General features: G+C 70.1%; 16 protein-coding genes. 7 read left to right on the plus strand and 9 right to left on the minus strand.

Going from position 1 to position 16,560, the window contains the following annotated elements; translation table 11 throughout:
- Positions 1-99 precede the first annotated feature (99 nt).
- Genes AC0IZJ_RS18525 through AC0IZJ_RS18535 form a run of 3 tightly spaced genes read right to left on the minus strand, consistent with a single transcriptional unit; the run spans position 100 to position 4,516 of the window.
- On the minus strand, positions 100-777 hold the full coding sequence (locus AC0IZJ_RS18525) for an ABC transporter ATP-binding protein (RefSeq protein WP_471852711.1): 678 nt from the start codon (positions 775-777) through the stop codon (positions 100-102).
- Between the two features lie 2 nt (positions 778-779).
- Positions 780-2,042: an efflux RND transporter periplasmic adaptor subunit gene (locus AC0IZJ_RS18530; RefSeq protein WP_471852712.1), complete on the minus strand. Its 1,263-nt coding sequence runs from the start codon at positions 2,040-2,042 to the stop codon at positions 780-782.
- Positions 2,039-4,516 carry an FtsX-like permease family protein gene (locus AC0IZJ_RS18535; RefSeq protein ID WP_471852713.1) on the minus strand — a complete coding sequence of 826 codons (2,478 nt, stop codon included), beginning with the start codon at positions 4,514-4,516 and terminating at the stop codon, positions 2,039-2,041. The genes AC0IZJ_RS18530 and AC0IZJ_RS18535 overlap by 4 nt, the downstream gene beginning before the upstream one ends.
- A 153-nt stretch (positions 4,517-4,669) precedes the next feature.
- Between AC0IZJ_RS18535 and AC0IZJ_RS18540 the strand changes: the two genes are divergently transcribed.
- The 4 genes from AC0IZJ_RS18540 (at position 4,670) to AC0IZJ_RS18555 (ending at position 9,324) form a co-directional block, all read left to right on the plus strand.
- Positions 4,670-5,956, plus strand: coding sequence for a sigma-54-dependent transcriptional regulator (locus AC0IZJ_RS18540; RefSeq protein WP_471852715.1), 1,287 nt, complete (start codon positions 4,670-4,672; stop codon positions 5,954-5,956).
- On the plus strand, positions 5,946-7,106 hold the full coding sequence (locus AC0IZJ_RS18545) for a sensor histidine kinase (protein WP_471852717.1): 1,161 nt from the start codon (positions 5,946-5,948) through the stop codon (positions 7,104-7,106). Before AC0IZJ_RS18540 ends, AC0IZJ_RS18545 begins: the two co-directional genes overlap by 11 nt.
- A gap of 94 nt (positions 7,107-7,200) precedes the next feature.
- Positions 7,201-8,442, plus strand: coding sequence for a glycerophosphodiester phosphodiesterase (locus AC0IZJ_RS18550; RefSeq protein WP_471852718.1), 1,242 nt, complete (start codon positions 7,201-7,203; stop codon positions 8,440-8,442).
- Between the two features lie 159 nt (positions 8,443-8,601).
- Positions 8,602-9,324: a response regulator gene (locus tag AC0IZJ_RS18555; protein WP_471852720.1), complete on the plus strand. Its 723-nt coding sequence runs from the start codon at positions 8,602-8,604 to the stop codon at positions 9,322-9,324.
- Positions 9,325-9,332: 8 nt separating this feature from the next.
- Here the strand turns inward: AC0IZJ_RS18555 and AC0IZJ_RS18560 are convergent, their stop codons facing one another.
- Positions 9,333-10,364 carry a hypothetical protein gene (locus tag AC0IZJ_RS18560; RefSeq protein WP_471852722.1) on the minus strand — a complete coding sequence of 344 codons (1,032 nt, stop codon included), beginning with the start codon at positions 10,362-10,364 and terminating at the stop codon, positions 9,333-9,335.
- A gap of 183 nt (positions 10,365-10,547) precedes the next feature.
- On the opposite strand from AC0IZJ_RS18560, the gene AC0IZJ_RS18565 reads away from it, so the two are divergent.
- Complete coding sequence (locus tag AC0IZJ_RS18565) at positions 10,548-11,345, plus strand: PEP-CTERM sorting domain-containing protein (RefSeq protein ID WP_471852724.1); 798 nt, start codon at positions 10,548-10,550, stop codon at positions 11,343-11,345.
- Here the strand turns inward: AC0IZJ_RS18565 and AC0IZJ_RS18570 are convergent.
- On the minus strand, positions 11,323-12,678 hold the full coding sequence (locus AC0IZJ_RS18570) for an MFS transporter (protein ID WP_471852725.1): 1,356 nt from the start codon (positions 12,676-12,678) through the stop codon (positions 11,323-11,325). The genes AC0IZJ_RS18565 and AC0IZJ_RS18570 overlap by 23 nt on opposite strands.
- A gap of 72 nt (positions 12,679-12,750) precedes the next feature.
- Here AC0IZJ_RS18570 and AC0IZJ_RS18575 point away from each other — a divergent pair, with 72 nt between their 5' ends.
- Positions 12,751-13,857 (plus strand): 6-carboxytetrahydropterin synthase, encoded by a 1,107-nt coding sequence (locus AC0IZJ_RS18575; RefSeq protein WP_471852726.1) that lies wholly within the window; start codon positions 12,751-12,753, stop codon positions 13,855-13,857.
- Positions 13,854-14,483 carry a 7-carboxy-7-deazaguanine synthase gene (gene queE, locus AC0IZJ_RS18580; protein WP_471852727.1) on the plus strand — a complete coding sequence of 210 codons (630 nt, stop codon included), beginning with the start codon at positions 13,854-13,856 and terminating at the stop codon, positions 14,481-14,483. The genes AC0IZJ_RS18575 and queE overlap by 4 nt, the downstream gene beginning before the upstream one ends.
- A gap of 52 nt (positions 14,484-14,535) precedes the next feature.
- Here queE and AC0IZJ_RS18585 read toward each other — a convergent pair whose 3' ends face one another.
- From AC0IZJ_RS18585 to AC0IZJ_RS18600, 4 genes are all read right to left on the minus strand, one after another.
- Positions 14,536-14,994: a hypothetical protein gene (locus AC0IZJ_RS18585; protein WP_471852728.1), complete on the minus strand. Its 459-nt coding sequence runs from the start codon at positions 14,992-14,994 to the stop codon at positions 14,536-14,538.
- 39 nt (positions 14,995-15,033) lie between these two features.
- Positions 15,034-15,645, minus strand: coding sequence for a PH domain-containing protein (locus tag AC0IZJ_RS18590; protein ID WP_471852729.1), 612 nt, complete (start codon positions 15,643-15,645; stop codon positions 15,034-15,036).
- Between the two features lie 101 nt (positions 15,646-15,746).
- Positions 15,747-16,160, minus strand: coding sequence for a hypothetical protein (locus AC0IZJ_RS18595; protein WP_471852730.1), 414 nt, complete (start codon positions 16,158-16,160; stop codon positions 15,747-15,749).
- Positions 16,157-16,528: a cupin domain-containing protein gene (locus AC0IZJ_RS18600; RefSeq protein ID WP_471852731.1), complete on the minus strand. Its 372-nt coding sequence runs from the start codon at positions 16,526-16,528 to the stop codon at positions 16,157-16,159. Before AC0IZJ_RS18600 ends, AC0IZJ_RS18595 begins: the two co-directional genes overlap by 4 nt.
- Positions 16,529-16,560 lie beyond the last annotated feature (32 nt).

A 16,560-nucleotide genomic window follows, 5' to 3' on the forward strand; every position in this document is an offset into this window, starting at 1 on the left:
CGCAGGGGAGAGCTTTTTGCTTACTTTTTGGCGGCGCAAAAAGTGAGTCGGCCGCCGGGACGAAATCCCGGCTGGGCGTGGGCACAAACCCACATCAGCTCAAGCCACCACCGCATCCACCACCACCCTTCCATCCAGCAACCGCAACGTCCTCGACGCCTGCGCCGCATGCTCCAGCGAGTGGGTCACCATCACCAGCGTCGTGCCGTCCGCATTCAGCTCACGCAGGATGCGCATGACCTCCGCGCCATGGGCACTGTCCAGGTTGCCGGTCGGCTCGTCGGCGAGCAACAAAGCCGGCCGCGCGGCAATCGCGCGGGCAATGGCGACACGCTGCTGCTGCCCGCCGCTCAGCTGGCTCGGCCGATGTGAAGCGCGATGCGTCAGGCCCAGGCGTTCCATCACTTCAACCACCCGCGCACGCCGCTCCCGCGCCGGCAGCTCGCCGTACTCCAGCGCCAGCGCGATGTTCTCGGCCACGCTCAGGTCGTCGATGAGGTTGAAGCTCTGAAACACGAACCCGATGCGCCCCCGGCGCAGCGTGTTGAGCTGCTTCTCGTTCCAGCCCGCCACGTTGTGCCCGTCGAACCAGTATTCGCCGCCGCTCGGCGCATCCAGCAGGCCGAGGATGCCCAGCAGCGTGGACTTGCCGCAGCCCGACGGGCCGGTGATGGCGAGGTATTCGCCGGCCTCGAGGTCGAGGTCGATGCGGTCCAGCGCGGTGGTCTCGATGTCGCCGGTGTGGAACGTCTTGGTGAGATGCTTGAGCTTGAACATGGTCAATGGAGATCCAGTGCTGAAGCGCCAACAAGGGCGCGATAAGGGGAGACGACAACCTGCTCGCCGGGCCGCAGGCCGCCCAGCACTTCGATGACGCCATCGGCGCGGCGGCCGAGCTGGAGGGTGCGCCGCTCGGCATGGCTGCCGCTGGCGTCGAGCACAAAGGCCCAGGCGCCGCCGGTGTCGGCGTAGAAGCCACCGTCGGGCAGCAGCAGCGCCTGTTGCGTATTGCCCAGCGTGAGCCTCACGTCCAGGCCCTGGCCGACCTGAAGCGGCGGCGGATCGGCATCGAAGGCCAGCTCGGCGGTGAAGCGGCCGTCCTTGACCTGCGGGTCGATGCGGGCGACATGCAGCGCATGGCTGCGGCCGTCGTGCACCAGCTCGGCAGCCAGGCCTTCGCGCACGCGGCCGAGGTGGAATTCGTCCAGGCGCAGGTCCAGCTTGAAGCGGCCCAGGCTGTCCAGCCGCGCGATGCGCGTGCCACTGCGCACGCTCTCGCCCACCTGCAGCGTCAGGCCGGTCACGCGGCCTGCCACTGGCGCGCGCACGGCCAGGCCCTCGCTGGCGGTGCGCATGGCGTCCAGCCGCTTGTTCAGATCGGCCACGGCGCGCTGCATGGCCTGGACGGACTGCTCGCGCACGGCCAGCTCCTCGCGGCCGTCGGCCTGCTGCTGGGCGAACAGGCGCTCGGCCATCGCCAGCTTGTCGGCCGAATCCTCCAGCGCCGACGGCGACAGGAAGCCCTGCGCGGCCAGCTCGCGGTTGCGCTGGTGCAGGCGGCGCACGCGCTCCAGCTCGAACTGACCCTCCGTCAGCGTGCGGCGTTGCAAGGCTTGCGCCTGCATCCACGCGGCGCGCAGCGTCGAGAAGTTGGCGAGCTGCTGCGCGGCCTCGCTGGAGCGCGCCATCAGCTCCTGGGCACGCTGGCTGCTGGCCAGCACGACGAGCAGCTGGCCGGCCTCGACACGCGCGCCGTCCTTCACCAGCACCTGTTCTACGCGGCCTTCCTCGCTCGCGTCCAGCAGCACGGACTGCAGCGGCTGCGCCGTCGCACGGCCGACGACGACGTCGCGGAAGACGCCGGGCTTCGCGGCGGCAATCTCCACATCGGCGCGAGCCACCGGCACGCCGCGTGGCCAGTAGCGCACCAGCAGCAGGGCCATGGCCAGCGCGGCGACGACGGCCAGCGCGATCAGGCCATAGCGGCGCGGCAGCACCACGCGGCGGTCCATCGCGGCGCCGGAGGTCAGCACAGCGGTCATCCTCTCAAGGCCTGCAGGGGCCTCAGCGCCAGCGCCGCATGCAGATGCCGCGCCACGGCCACGGCCGTGACCACGGCCAGCAGCGCGACCGATGCCAGCAGCACCCACACCGACCCCGGTCCCACCGGTGCGCGCTCGACAAAGCCGCTGAGATAGAACTGCGTGACCCAGGCCGCCACCGGCAACGCGACGACGCAGGCCGCGGCCAGCACGCCGGCGAACTCCTTCAGCAGCAGCCCGGCCACCGCGCCGGCCCCGGCGCCGTGCAGCTTGCGCAGCACGATCTCGCGCTCGCGGCGGCGCAGCGTGTAGGCGGCCAGCGCGTAGATGCCCACGGCCGCCAGCAGCAGGGCGAGCGCGCTGGTGATGGCGATGAGCTGGCCGATGCGCAAGTCCTCTTCCATCGCACGTGCCTGCTGCTCGCGTACTGACAGCACCTGCGCCCGGGCGTCGGGCAGGCTGTCGTTGACGAGCGCGGCCAGCTTGCGGCGCGTCTCGGCCGTGTTGCGGCTATGCACACTGATGACGCCGGCAGCGCGCTCGGCCACCGGCGTCAGGATGTGCGGCATGACGGGGCTGCGAGGGCCTTCAATGCGGATGTCGTCGATGACGGCCACGACTGTGACCGGCTTGCCTTCGGCGTAATGGGCGTCCACCCCCAGGCTCTGACCGATGGCGGCCTCAGGACTGGCAAAGCCCAGCGCGCGCACGGCGCTGCGGTCCAGCACAACACCGTGCTGCGCGACCTCCGCCCGGTGGTCCGCAGACAGCCGACCGGTCAGCACACGCATGCCGTAGACCTGGAGATAGCCCGGCGTGAAGCTCACGCCGGCGCGCAGGTTGATGCGCTTGCCACCGGGGCCCGCGAACTCGGAGAACCAGGCGCCGAACTCGCGCCCCGGCACGTCATCGGCCGCCGTGGCGGCCATGACCTCGGGCCAGGCCTGGATGCGCGCCAGCAGCGCCGTCACCTGCGCAGGCTGCGTCTCCCAGGGCAGGTCCACGGCCACGCGGTCCTCCACGTCGAAGCCACGCGGCATGTCGGCCACATGCCGGCTCTGCCAGGCCACCGTCAGCGCCACGGCCGTGAACAGCGCGGCGGCGCCGAACTGCACGGTCGTCATCAGCCGGCGCAGCCAGCGGCTGGCGGCGCCCTCGCTGTGGCTGCGCCCGGCCAGCGATTCGGCGGGCCGCACGCGCAGCGCGATGTGAGTCAACGGCATCGCACTCAGGGCTGCGATCGCCACGCACAGCAGACCGGTCAACGCAACCATGCCGGGCGCCAGCACGGGCGCATCGAAGCTGTGCTGCATCAGCACCGACACCGCCGGCGTGCCCCACCAGGCCAGCAGCAGGCTCAAGGCCCCGGCCAGGCCCGCCACGGCCAGCGCCTCGACGAAGAACTGCGCGGCCAGCGCGGGCGCCCCGGCGCCCATGGACTTGCGCAGGCCGATCTCGCGCTGGCGCCTGAGCGTGCGCACGCTCCACAGGTTGATGAAGTTGATGACGGCCAGCGCCAGCACGCCGGCCGCCGCCGCCGTGAGGCTGCCGAGTTGCAGGCGGCGCTGCGTGCTGCCCGCGCCATGCAGGCCCAGGTCGAGCACGGGCAGCGCGCGCAGCGTGGCAAAGCTGCCGCCGCCCTTCAGGAAGTCGGCCGGCAGGCCCGGCGGCACCGGCTGCTTCTGCAGCAGGCCATTCGCCAGCGCCCCGACCTGGCCGGCCGTGGCGCCGGCCTGCAGGCGGGCATAGAGGTGGCCGTTGCCCCAGGTCCACATGCTGGCGCGCTCGACAAAGGCCTTGGCGGCGGGCGCGTTGAAGCCGGCCAACGCCTCGTAGATGACCGACGAGTTCAGGCTGGGCGAAGGCAGCACCGCCATGACGGTCAACGTCAGCTTGACCGACTGCTGCTGGCCGTTGTCGCCGTCCACCGTGACCAGCACGCTGATCGGCCGGCCGACGACCTGCGTCGTGCCGAAGAGCTTGTTTGCGCCGGTCTCCGTCAGCGCGATGCCCTCGGGCGAGGTCAGCGCAGCCTTCAGGTCGCCGGCGATGGGGCGCACGCCGAACAGGGTCTGGAAGTCGGCGTCGACCAGCGCCGTCGTCAGCCGCGCGTGGTGGCTGGCGCCTTGGGCGTCAACGGCCTGGGACAGCAGCGGCAGGTAGATGACGCGGCTCATCGCGCCGACCGGCGCGCCGGTGTCGCGAAGCGCCCGGCTCAGCGGCGTGTTGGGGATGTCCTTCATCCAGTCGCTGTGGCCGCCGTCGGGGGAGCGCACCTTCCATTCGAAGGCGACGAGGCGGTCGGCCTCGGGCAAATCGGCGTGGGGCCAGAGCACGTCGCGCAGAAAGCTGACCGTCAGCAGCGTCAGCGCCAGGCCCAGCGCCAGGCCGGTGATGACGAGGGCGGCCGGGCCGGGTTCGGCGCGCAACTGGCGCCAGGCGCCGCGCCAGGTGGTGGGGGAAAGCAGGTTCATGGCGGCTCTTTCTGCAAGAGGCGGGCCAGGCGCACGTCCCAGGACCAGCCGGCCGGAACGCGCCATGAGCGTCCGCTTGCGGACACCTGCACTGTCCGCTTCCGGACACCGCCTTGCCCCGGCCCCCGCGCACCCTTAGAGTCGCGCCCTCCCATGATCCTCATCCTCGACGACGACCCCGACGTGGCGCTGGCCGCACGGCTGGCGCTGCGCAAGCTCAGCGCCGTGGCCGTGCGCCACGCGCCCGCCGAGCTGATGGCCGTGCTGGACGAGACCCGGCCCGACGTGCTGCTGCTGGATATGAACTTCACCCCCGGCGCCAGCGACGGCGCGGCGGGCCTGGCGCTGCTGCGCGAGGTCGTCGCGCGCCGCGAGGCGCCGGCCGTCATCGTCATGACGGCCTATGCCGAAGTCGAGCTGGCCGTGCAGGCGCTGAAGGCCGGCGCGGTGGACTTCATCACCAAGCCCTGGGCCAACGAGCGGCTGGTGGCGTGCGTACAGGCGGCCTTGGCGCGCCGCGCACCGGCGCCCGCGGTGGGCGAGCTGCTGGGTGAGTCGCCCGTGATGCAGTCGCTGCGCGCGCAGATCGCGCAAGTGGGCGCCAGCGAGGCCAGCGTGCTCATCCTTGGCGAGAACGGTGTTGGCAAGGAACTGGTAGCTCGCGCGCTGCACCGTGCCTCGCCGCGCGCAAGCGGCCCGCTGCTGGCGGTGGACATGGGCGCCCTGCCCGAGGCGCTGGTGGAGAGCGAGCTGTTCGGCCACAAACGCGGCAGCTTCACGGACGCCCGCGAGTCGCGGCCCGGACGCTTCGTTGCGGCGGCCGGCGGCACGCTCTTTCTTGACGAAATCGGCAACCTGCCCCTGGCGCAGCAGGCCAAGCTATTGGCCGCTCTGGAGCGCCGCGAGGTGACGCCGTTGGGCAGCGACAAGCCCGTGTCGGTCGACGTGCGCGTGCTGGCCGCCACCAACGTGGCCGAGGCCGAGCTGTTCGATGCCAAGCGCTTTCGGCCCGACCTGCTCTACCGCCTCAACACGGTGGTGCTGCGCGTTCCGCCGTTGCGCGAGCGCGGGCCAGGCGACATCGCGATGCTGCTGCGGCACTACCTGGCCCAGTTCGCCAAGCGCGCGGTGGAACTGACGCCCGACGCGCTCGCGCGCCTCACGGCCTACCGCTGGCCCGGCAATGTGCGCGAGCTGCGCCAGGCCTGCGAGCGCGCATCCCTGCTGGCGCGCGGGCCGGTGTTCGCCTTCGCCGATTTCGGCCTGCCCGAGGTGGCCACACCCGCCCCCGTTGAACAAGGTCTGGACCTCGCCCAGCGCGAACGCGACGCCGTGCAGGCCGCGCTGGCGCAGGTCGACGGCAACATCAGCCAGGCCGCCAAGCTGCTCGGCGTCAGCCGCGCGGCGTTGTACCGGCGGCTGGACAAGCATGGCCTTTGATCGCGCCCGCGTAGTTGCCGCCGCGCTTGTGCTGACGGCGAGTTCAGCCGGTGCCGGTGCGTCGCTCGACTCGCCGCGCCTGCTCGTCGCCTGCGTGCTGGCCGGCCTCATCGCTGTCGCCTTCGGCTGGGCCGCGCTGACCCGCCTCGCCCACCAGCCCAAGCCGCTGCCGCCCGACCCGCCGCCCGCGCCCCGGCCCGACCTGGACGCCGCGCTGGAGCACGCGCCGCTGGCGCTGTGGCGCCTCGTCGCCGGCAGCCCGCCCCTCGCACTGAACGCCGCCGCGCGCCGCCTCATCGCCCCCGGCCGTGCCGTCGAGCCCGCAACCCTGCTGGCGCTGCTGGACGCCGAGCCTGGCCGGCGTGTCGTCACGCTGCCCACGGAGCACGGCCAGGAGCGCGCGGTGCTGGCCGTGTCAGCGCTCACCGTTCAGGGCCAGGCCTGGCGGCTGGCGGCGCTGGCGCCCATCGAGTCGGAGCTGGAGACCGAGACGCTGGTGGCCTGGCGCCAGCTGGTGCAGGTGCTGACGCACGAAATCATGAATTCGCTGACGCCCATCGCCTCGCTGGCCGCCAGCGCGCCGGCGCTGCTGGAGGCGGGCGAGCACGACGAGCTGCAGGCCGCGCTCGCCGCGCTGGCGCGGCGAGCGGCGCATCTGCAGGGCTTTGTCGAGCGCTACCGCAGCGTCAGCCAGCCGCCGGCACCGACGCTGGCCGACACGCCGCTGCTGCCGCTGTTACAGGCCGTGCAGCGGCTGGTGGCGCCGGCCTGGGAGGCCGCAGGCGGCGTGGTGGACGTGACCGTGGATCCCGGGAGCCTGGCCCTGCGCACCGACGCGGCCCAGCTGGAGCAGGTGCTGATCAACCTGGCGCAGAACGCGCTGCAGGCCTGCGCCGGCCGGCCCGCGCCGAGGCTCAGCATCGATGCCCGCCTGAGCCGCGGCGCGCGCCTGCGGCTCACCGTGGCCGACAACGGCCCGGGCGTGGCGCCAGGGCTGGAGCAGCGCATCTTCACGCCCTTCTTCAGCACGCGCGAAGGCGGCAGCGGCGTCGGCCTGGCCGTCGTGCGCCAGCTGGTGCACGGCCTGGGCGGCACGGTGCGCCACGCCAAGCGTCCAGGCGGCGGCGCCTGCTTTGTGCTGACGTTCTGAAGGCAAGTTAGGGGGCCGTTCGACGCCCAGGGGTCACGGCCCTGTCACCGCCCCCACCTAGCCTGCGGCGACTGTCCGTTCAGGAGCCCTCGCAATGTCCAAATCCCTTCGCCTTGCCGGCGTCTGCCTGCTGGCCGCCGCCTCGCTGGCCGTATCCAACCACGCGTCCGCCCGCGGCCATGGCCGCGACCGCGCCGAAAACGCGCCCCTGGTCATCGGCCACCGCGGCGCGGCCGGCTATCTGCCGGACCACACGCTGGAAGGCTATGCGCTGGCCATCGCGATGGGGGCCGACTACGTCGAGCCCGACCTCGTCGCCACCAAGGACGGCCACCTGATCGCCCGCCACGAGCCCAACATGATCGCGACCACCAACGTCGCCTCGCTGCCGCAGTTTGCGTCGCGCAAGCGCACGGCGGTCGTCGATGGCGTGCCTGAGGTGGGCTTCTTCGCCAGCGACTTCACGCTGGCCGAGATCAAGACGCTGCGCGCCATCCAGCCGCTGGCCGACCGCGACCCGTCGTTCAACGGCCAGTTCGAGATCCCGACGCTGGAAGAGGTCATCCAGCTGGTGAAGCGCAAGTCCGCCGAGGAAGGCCGGCGCATCGGCATCTACCCGGAAACCAAGCACCCGACCTACCACCAGCAGCTGGGCCTGGCGCTGGAAGACCGCCTGCTGCGCATCCTGGAGCGCGCCGGCTGGAACCATCGCGGCGCGCCGGTCATCGTGCAGTCCTTCGAGACGGCCAACCTGAAGTACCTGCGCAGCAGGTCCAGCCTGCGCCTGGTGCAGCTGGTGGACGCCGACGACATCAACGCCGACGGCAGCCTGGCCTTCAACAAGCCCTATGACAAGCCGTATGACTGGGTCGTGTCCGGCCGCGCCGGCCTGTTCAGGGACTTGCTGACGCCCGCCGGGCTGGCCGAGGTGCGCAGCTATGCCGACGGCGTCGGCCCCTGGAAGGTCTACCTGCTGCCCAGCGCCTGCAAGACGGTGGCCGCCAGCGGCGGCTGCGCGGACGTGACGGGCGACGGCCTCGTCGACGAGCGCGACCGCAAGCTGCTGCCCGCCACGGACATCGTCGCCAACGCCCACAAGCTCGGCCTGCTGGTGCACCCCTACACCTTCCGCAGCGAGCAAAAGCGCCTGGCCAGCGACTACAAGGGCAGCGCAGTCAACGAATACCTGGGCTTCTATGAGCTGGGCGTGGACGGCGTGTTCGCGGATCAGGCCGACGCAGCCTTCGTCGCCCGCACGATGTTCCTGCTGAAGAACGACCCGGACTACGCGCGCTGCCTCGTGAAGAGCCGCGCCTGCGTCTCCAGCCGGGACTGAGGCCGCGGACCTGTGCTTGCGGTCTGCAAGACCGACTGGTTTGCGCCGCGTTCAGCGCGGCAAAACCAGGCGACGGGCGACATCCTTCGGCTTTCCTCGGTGGTGGGCGCCGGTGGCGGGTGATAGGCTCCCCGCTCACACACCCCAGGGACGGAGTCGATGTTTCACGAGTTGCAGGAGTTGCTGGGCGCCTATCTGATGCCGGTGTTGATCGCGATACCGCTGGCCATCATCGTGCTCATTGCCGCCTTCAAGCGTGACGACTACCGCCCGCCGCGCGAGTACACGCCGCCGCCGCTGCCGCCCCAGGGCCGCCGGCCCCGCGCGGCCCAGCCGCCCGTCGTGCTGCCGCCCATCCCGGGCTTCCCGGGCACCGGGCCGACCATGTCCAGCGCCTTCGTCACGGCGCCCACGCCCATGCAGCCGCCGGCCGCCCCGGCGCCCGTCGTGCCCGAAGGCCCGGCCACCGTCCTCATCGCCGACGACTCGGCGGTGGTGCGCACCAAGCTCAAGCGCCTGCTGGAAGGCGCCGGTTTCGTCGTGCTCCAGGTGAATGACGGCAATGAGGCCACGGCCGCGCTGGAGGCCCAGCCCGAGATCGCCGTCCTCATCACCGACCTGGAGATGCCCAACAAGGACGGCTTCGAGCTGATTGCCGACGTGCACGGCAGCCTCGCCACCGAGGACCTGCCCGTCATCGCCATCACCGGCCACGACGAACTACATGGCCGCGTGGGCCAGATCGAAGGCGTCTACGGCATCTTCAAGAAGCCCTGGAACGACCGCGACCTGCTCAAGCGCGTGGAGTCGCTGGTGCACCTGCGCTCGGCGGCCAGCAAGCGCGGGCGCCGCGTCAGCGACCTGCGGGCGCCGCCGGCCTGACGCCGCGCTCAAGCGGGCCGGAAGCTCCACTTCATCTTGATCTCCGCCTGACCACCGGCTCCCGCTGGCAGGCGAGCCTGATCCTGGCCCTCTGAACTGAGCTGCACCAGGCGCTGCTGCAGCCAGGCCTGGGCCTCCATCCAACGCAGGCCGATGCGGCCCTCGTGACGCTGGGCGCGGCGGTTGGTTTCCTCGCGGGTGCGCACGCCCTGCACGTCCTGCGGCACCAGGCTCAGCGCCGTCCAGACGCGGCCGTTGCGGGTGTCGAGCACGGCCTGCATCGTGGGGCAGGGCAGGTCGTCGCGGCGGGTCTCGCTGCCCTGGGCGGTCTCGGTGTAGTTGACGACGCCCTGCACGTCGTTGAAGCTGCCTTTCACACGGTCATCAATCCGCGCCGTCAGCTGCAGGCCGCAGGCCATGGCGCCGGTGAAGAGCAGATAGGGCGTGGCGGGGCCGCTGTCCTCCGGTGCATCGACGCCGCCGCCGGCCTGGCGTCGGGCATTGGCCTGGCAGGCTTCGCGGGCCGTGCCGGCGGGCTGGCGTTCGCAGGCGGCAGCGGCGTTGCCATAGGCCTGGAGCCGGCCCTGGGTCGAGGCGGGCATCGTGGCCGCCGTGAGGGCCGAGGCCTCGCGCATCAGGCAGGCGCTGTCCTGGCCGCAACGGGCCATCAAGGCCTGGGCCTTGGCCTGCATGGCAGCGACGTCGGGCATGGGCGCTGCGGTGGCCATCCGCTGGGCCGATTGCTGGGCCGATTGCGCGGCCCGCAGCTGGCGGCGGTGGTCCTCCGGGTCCAGCGGGTTGTAGGGGATGGGCGTGCCGTCGCTCTGCAGCAGGGCGCTGAGCTGCCAGCGCTGGCTGAGCTTCTGCTCGCCGCGGTCGGCGCCGGCCTGCACGGGGCCCTGGCGCTGCAGTTCGATGTCGAGCACGAGGCGGCGTTGCTGCGCTTGCGCCTGGGCGCCGTCGGCCAGCAGGCAGAAGCCGGCGAGGCCGAGCAGCAGCGTCAGCGTGGTACGTGAGGGGGGCAGGGCTGAAAGGCGCATGGTGTGTTCCGGCGGATATGGGATGGCCTGCATCGTCGGCCGCACAACCCGCCCGCGCATCGCCCGCGGGGAGCCAGCGCCGATGGCGCACGCCATGGCTCCCGCATGGCTCTTCACGGGCGATGCGTGACAGGCGCTGTCAACAACACACTGCGACCCGCTTCAACCCATCCAACTGTCCCGATGAAACAACTACTGACCTCCCTGCTGCTGGCCACCGCGCCGTTGCTCACCCTCGCCGCCGCGGGGCAACCTGCCGGCTTCTCCGGTGCCAAGGCCACGGCAGGCGCCGAAAGTGTGGGCGGCGCCGGGCATGCCAGCGCCGACAACAACTACGCCAACGTCAACGTGCAGGCCATCGCCTCTGCCTCGCTGTCGGAAGGGGCGCTGCACGCCTACGCGTGGTCGAGCAACAACCCGACGCTGCGCACGGGCTGCCGGCCGGACATGCTGTCGTGCAACTGGGGCATAGGCGCGACGGCCATGTTCTGGGATCAGGTCACGCTCACGGCCGGCGCGGCCTATGAGCCGGGCCAGGTGATTCCCTGGAGTTGGTCGGTCGGCGGCACGACGACGAACGGCAAGTGGTGGAGCGGCGCGTCGGCCGTCAGCTACGTCTACATCGGCCCCAGCGCCGATGGCTGGCGCGACGCGGTCTACCTGGACGCGAAGCGCCAGTCGCGTTCCGTTGGCGGCAGCTTCGTGATGCCCAGCGACGGCAGCCCGCTGACGCTCTATGCCTACGGCACGCTGTCTGTCTTCGCCGAGGGCGGCGCGGTAGCCGACTACTCGCACACGGCACGCTTTCACTGGGAGCTGCCCCAGGGCGTGACGGTCGCGTCGGCGTCCGGGCAGTTCATGGCCGCGACGGCCCCCGTGCCGGAGCCCGCAAGCTATGCGTTGATGCTGGCCGGCCTGGCGGTGCTGCCGTGGGCGCGCAGGCGGCTCATGTCCGGCCTCAGCGCAGCGCGCGCGGGCTGAGCGCCGAGGCCGCCGCGGCCAGCGTGCAGGCCATCACCAGCACCGGCAAGACCTGGCGCGTGGCGGGGTCGAACAGCAGTCCGGCCAAACCCAGGGCCGCGCTGCTGACGAGTGCGTCGGTCAGTTGGAGCGCCGATGTGTTGCGGCCTTGGCTGGAGGGTGGCGACAGCTTGAGCAGCAGCACCGAGAGCATCGGGAATGACAGCCCGATGCCGAGGCCCACGCCCACCCAGCCCAGCAGCACCAGCCACGCCGGCAGCACCGCCCACAGCAGAGGCGCCATGACAACGGCCAGGCCCGCGGCGGCCAGCCCGAAGCCGGCCGGCAGCAGGCGGCGGCGCGCAGCCTCGCTCTGCACGCGGGCCTGCACGGCGCTGCCGATGCTCCACGTCACCGCGCCGGCACTGAGTGCAATGCCGGCCTGCGTCAGGCTCCAGCCGAAATGGCCGGTCAGCAACAGCGGCAGGAAGGCCTCCGAACTGGCAAAGGCGGCCGCGATGAGGCCGCGCAGCAGGATGACCGTGGGCAGGCCGCGCGCCGCCGTCATCGTGCCTGCCGGCAACAACTGCCGCGCGGCGAGACCTGCCCCGGCCAGGCCGGCAGCAAACAGCAGCCCGGCCCACACGCCGGCCTGCTGGCTGGCGGCATGCAATGTCAGCGCGCCCGCGCTGGCCAGCAGCGCCCAACCCATCGCGGCCCAGCGCAGCCCCTCGCCCGTGCCGGTGCCGATGCGCTTGAGCGCCGGCAGCATCAGCGCCGCCGCGACCGGTACGGCAGCGGCCACGGCCAGGAAGACCGACCGCCAGCCCAGCCCCTGCACAAGAAAGGACGCCAGCGCCGGCCCGACCAGCCCGGGCACCACCCAGGCGCCGGCGAACAGCGCGAACAGCTTGGGATGGAGGGCCGGCGGGACGACCTGGCCGACGCCGACATAGAGGGTCACGCCGAGCACACCGCTGCCCAGGCCCTGCAGCGCGCGGCCCAGCACCAGCGCCGGCATGGAGGTGGCAAAGCCTGCCAGCAGCAGCCCGGCGAGAAACGCAGCCAGCCCGGCCAGCGCGGCGACGTACGGGCCGCGCTTGTCGCAAAGCTGGCCGGCCGCCGTCATGCCCAGTACGGAGGTGGCCAGCGTGGCGCCAAAGGCCAGCGCGTACAGCGGCAGGCCGTCCAGCGCACCGGCCACGGCCGGCATCGCGGTGGCGACGGCAATCGACTCGAAGGCCAGCATGGAGATCAGCGCAATGGCACCCACGCAGGCGGCCCGGCGGCCGGGGGCGAAGAGGCTGGTGTCGGACGGGGCCAGGGGCGTATTCACGGGGTCGGCAAGGTTCATGGACATGGAGCCTAAAAGCTCAAGCCCACTTCAAGTCAAGCAGGCGATGAAGCCCTACGGGACAATCGCGGCATGTCAGTTTCAGTCCTGCACTGTGCCTCGGCCGGCTTCGAGTCGGCCTGCCGCATTCCCGCTCTGCCCGCCTCGCACCGCAGCCATGGCCTGCATGGGCACAGCTATTTCGCGACCGTCCGTACGGCGCTGCCCGGCGGCTGGGCCGCCTCCATCGACAGTTTTCCGGGTGGCGAGGTCGAGGCCTTGCGCGCCCGCATGGCGAGCGCCGTCGCGCCGCTGGACCACGCGCTGCTGAACGACCACCTCGCCGAACCCACCGACGAGAACCTGGCTCGCTGGGTGCGTTCGCGCATGGACGTTCCCGGCATCGTGCAGGTGGGTGTGCAGAGCACCGCGCACAGCGGCGTGGACCTGGACGGCGCTGGCCACGCCCATGTGTGGCGCCGCTACCGCTTCCAGGCCGCGCACCAGCTGCCCAATGTCCCCGCCGGCCATCAGTGCGGCCGCATGCACGGCCACGGGTTCGAGGTGATCCTGCATGCGAATGCCGACCTGGGGGAGCGTGACCTGGCCATCGACTACGACCACCTCGACGAGGTCTGGGCGCCGCTGCACTTTGCGCTGAACTACCGCTGCCTGAACGACATCGAGGGTCTCGCCAATCCGACCAGCGAGAACATCTCCGCCTGGCTGTGGGAGCGCCTCAAGCCCACGCTGCCGGAGCTGAGCTGGGTGACCGTCTACGAGACGGGATCGAGCGGCGCCAATTTCAACGGCCAGAGCTACCGCATCTGGAAGGAGATGACGCTCGACAGCGCCGTTCGGCTGCGCCACGCACCCGGCGGCCACCCGCTGGCCGGCACGCATGGCCACACCTTCACGCTGCGCCTGCACCTCGCCGCACCGCTCGACCAGGTGATGGGCTGGACCGTGGACTTCGGCGATGTGAAGACGCTGTTCAACCCGATCTTCAAACGGCTGGACCATCACCCTCTTTATGAGATTGCCGGGCTGCCTGATGGCGACGTGGCCTCGATTGCCGCCTGGGTGCTGCGCGAGGGCGGCGGCGTGCTGCCGCAGATCGACCGCGTGGACCTGTACGAGACGCGCGGCTCCGGCGCCATCGTCAGCCGCGCTGACTCCGAAGAATTGATCCCCGTATGACGTACAGCGTTAAAGAACTCTTTTACACGCTGCAAGGCGAAGGCGCACAGGCCGGCCGCGCGGCGGTGTTCTGCCGCTTTGCCGGCTGCAACCTCTGGACCGGCCGCGAGCAGGATCGCGAGAAGGCCGTCTGCACCTTCTGCGACACGGATTTCGTCGGCACGGATGGCGAGGGTGGCGGCAAGTTCGCGACGGCCGACGCGCTGGCGGATGCAATTGCCGCGGCATGGCCGGGCGGCGGACGGCCCTACGTCGTCTGCACCGGCGGCGAACCGCTTCTGCAGTTGGACACGCCCCTGATCGAGGCCCTGCACGCCCGAGGCTTCGAGATCGCCGTGGAGACCAACGGCACGCAACCCGCGCCCCCGGGGCTGGACTGGATCTGCGTCAGCCCCAAGGCCGACGCGCCACTTGTGCTGACCTCGGGCCACGAGTTGAAGCTCGTCTACCCGCAGCCGCTGGCTCAGCCCGAGCGGTTTGCCGGGCTGGATTTCAAGAACTTTTTCCTGCAGCCGATGGATTCGGTACTGCAGCGCGAGCACACCAAGGCGGCGGTGGCCTACTGCATGGCGCATCCGCAGTGGCGGTTGTCGGTGCAGATGCACAAAGTGGTGGGAATTGCTTAGAGTTTGAGCTGCATGATCCGGGTTGCCGGAGCATGTCAGCTCGATCGATCGGTTATGTCGAACCACTAGGTACCAGCGTGCTGTAGGTTTCGACGAGGGTAGCTATGAAGGCTAACCACCCAACCACAAAGCCAGGCACCTTGTAGAACGGCTTCAGGCCGCCGAGCCGTTCGCGCTCAATGTCGGTAAGGCGTGCCAAACCTTCAGTGCGTTCCTCTCCTTCAGAAGCCAGTGCAGTAACTCTCTCTCTTGCCGCAACGAACAAATTCTTAAAGTCTCGTCGGTCGGTTTTGTACGACGAATAGCGATGGCCGAAAAGAAATGCCGCACAAATCAAGGCGCCAAGACGAAGGATTCCTGGCGTGACGCTCCAACAGCCCAAGACGACAAGAAAAAGCCAGATTCCCTCTTCATTGATCGCATGCTGATGGGCATCAATGCTGCCTTCTAGCGCGAGAAGTTCGCTGTCAACGCTGCGGTTGAGTCCAACTGGGCGGAGTTCTTTGCTCATTGGCAGTGCGGGGGTTCTATGAGGCTAACCGGCCGGCGCCTAGTTCTGGATATACCGCTCAAACACCCCGCCGTAATCCTTGCGGCTGAGCTTGTCCAGCACCACGCCGTTCACCGTGTTCAGCAGCGACAGGTAGTGGCGGCTGACGGCCTCCTCGCTGACCTCGTGGCCAAGCTTGAACATCTGGCCGGTCACGCCCAGGCATTGCATGGCGATCTGGCGGGCCTGATCGTCGCGCTCCTGCAGCTTGCCGATGCTGTGCAGCGCCTTGTAGAGGTCCTTCAACTGCTCGATGAAGTTCTTGCGCACGTCGATGCTGAACGGTGCGCCGTCGCCGATCTGGAACTTGATCTCCACATCCATGTCGATGGTGCCGGCGGTTTCCAGCGTGACGTTTCTGATGCGATGGCTCAGGTAGTCGTAGCGCTTGATGACGCGCTTGGACGAGACGGCCGAGTCGCCGTCGACATGCACCAGCCCGAGGTTGGTGAAGCAGTACTCGTCCTTCTTGGACTTGATGAGGAAGAAGATCTTCTCGCCGTCCTCGCTGAACAGGTAGTCGTCGGCATCGACCTTGCCGAAGTCGGCGGCGGGCACGATGACGCCGATATCGCTGAGGCCCAGCGCCTCGGAAGCCAGCTTCTTGAACATTGCTCACTCCAGGAAAAAGGAAGCCGGAGTGTGCCGCGCCGCACCCACTGCCGCGGCCGGCCCGCGTGGGAATATCAACGCCTGCGGCGACACACGGTGCGTCAGCCTCGGCAATACCCTTCGCCGGCCTTCACCACGAGGCAATCCTTCTTGTCCGCCAGCCATTTCATGCCGGTGTCGGCACCGCTGCCGGCGCGGATGGTTTCGGTGACGCCGTCACGCGTGAAGCGGATGGCGTCTTCACTCGCGGCGGCATCGAAGCTGCGCGGGCCGTCGAGGTTCTGCACCGTGACGCGGTAGGCGCCCGCGCCGCCGCTGATGTCCAGGAAGCTGCCTTCGGGGCCCTGCCAGCGGCCGATCCAGCGGGCGGGCCCGGCAGCGGGCGGCGATGCGGCGGGTGCAGGCGACACCATAGGCTCCGTCGCTGGCCTGCCGCAGCCGGCCAGCGCTGCCGCAACGGCCATTGCTCCAAGGATGTGTTGCATCTGCACGGGCATGCTGGATGCGCGTGTCATACCGGGCGCAGTTGTTCGGCCACGCTGCGCGTCTTTTCCATGACCTCGTTGCCGGTGTGCAGCGTCGACTTTCTCTCGATCAGCATGAGGTGGCACTCCTGCTCAGCGATCGGGTTGTGCCGGACACCCTTGGGCACCACGAAGGCATCACCCTCATGCAGGACAACGGTGCGGTCTTCCATCTCGATGGTCAGCGTTCCCTTGAGGATGTAGAACAGCTCGTCCTCGTTGTCGTGGCTGTGCCAGGTGAGGGAGCCCTGGACTTTGGCGACCTTGACGAAGGAATCGTCGAGTTCCGCGACGACGCGCGGCGACCAGTGCTCCACGAGGCCGGCAGCCACCGTCTTGGGCGAGACAACGTCATTCATGGGCAGGGCACTTCGCAACACGGGCCGCCGAC

Source organism: Roseateles sp. AC306, assembly GCF_979253795.1.

Bases quoted from the DNA above. Each gene is read 5' to 3' on its own strand.
- AC0IZJ_RS18560 (WP_471852722.1), bottom strand. From the start codon at position 10,364: ATGCGCCTTTCAGCCCTGCCCCCCTCACGTACCACGCTGACGCTGCTG.
- AC0IZJ_RS18595 (WP_471852730.1), bottom strand. From the start codon at position 16,160: ATGACACGCGCATCCAGCATGCCCGTGCAGATGCAACACATCCTTGGA.
- AC0IZJ_RS18525 (WP_471852711.1), bottom strand. From the start codon at position 777: ATGTTCAAGCTCAAGCATCTCACCAAGACGTTCCACACCGGCGACATC.
- AC0IZJ_RS18535 (WP_471852713.1), bottom strand. From the start codon at position 4,516: ATGAACCTGCTTTCCCCCACCACCTGGCGCGGCGCCTGGCGCCAGTTG.
- AC0IZJ_RS18530 (WP_471852712.1), bottom strand. From the start codon at position 2,042: ATGACCGCTGTGCTGACCTCCGGCGCCGCGATGGACCGCCGCGTGGTG.
- AC0IZJ_RS18540 (WP_471852715.1), top strand. From the start codon at position 4,670: ATGATCCTCATCCTCGACGACGACCCCGACGTGGCGCTGGCCGCACGG.
- AC0IZJ_RS18570 (WP_471852725.1), bottom strand. From the start codon at position 12,678: ATGAACCTTGCCGACCCCGTGAATACGCCCCTGGCCCCGTCCGACACC.
- AC0IZJ_RS18550 (WP_471852718.1), top strand. From the start codon at position 7,201: ATGTCCAAATCCCTTCGCCTTGCCGGCGTCTGCCTGCTGGCCGCCGCC.
- AC0IZJ_RS18575 (WP_471852726.1), top strand. From the start codon at position 12,751: ATGTCAGTTTCAGTCCTGCACTGTGCCTCGGCCGGCTTCGAGTCGGCC.
- AC0IZJ_RS18555 (WP_471852720.1), top strand. From the start codon at position 8,602: ATGTTTCACGAGTTGCAGGAGTTGCTGGGCGCCTATCTGATGCCGGTG.
- AC0IZJ_RS18545 (WP_471852717.1), top strand. From the start codon at position 5,946: ATGGCCTTTGATCGCGCCCGCGTAGTTGCCGCCGCGCTTGTGCTGACG.
- AC0IZJ_RS18585 (WP_471852728.1), bottom strand. From the start codon at position 14,994: ATGAGCAAAGAACTCCGCCCAGTTGGACTCAACCGCAGCGTTGACAGC.
- AC0IZJ_RS18565 (WP_471852724.1), top strand. From the start codon at position 10,548: ATGAAACAACTACTGACCTCCCTGCTGCTGGCCACCGCGCCGTTGCTC.
- AC0IZJ_RS18600 (WP_471852731.1), bottom strand. From the start codon at position 16,528: ATGAATGACGTTGTCTCGCCCAAGACGGTGGCTGCCGGCCTCGTGGAG.
- queE (WP_471852727.1), top strand. From the start codon at position 13,854: ATGACGTACAGCGTTAAAGAACTCTTTTACACGCTGCAAGGCGAAGGC.
- AC0IZJ_RS18590 (WP_471852729.1), bottom strand. From the start codon at position 15,645: ATGTTCAAGAAGCTGGCTTCCGAGGCGCTGGGCCTCAGCGATATCGGC.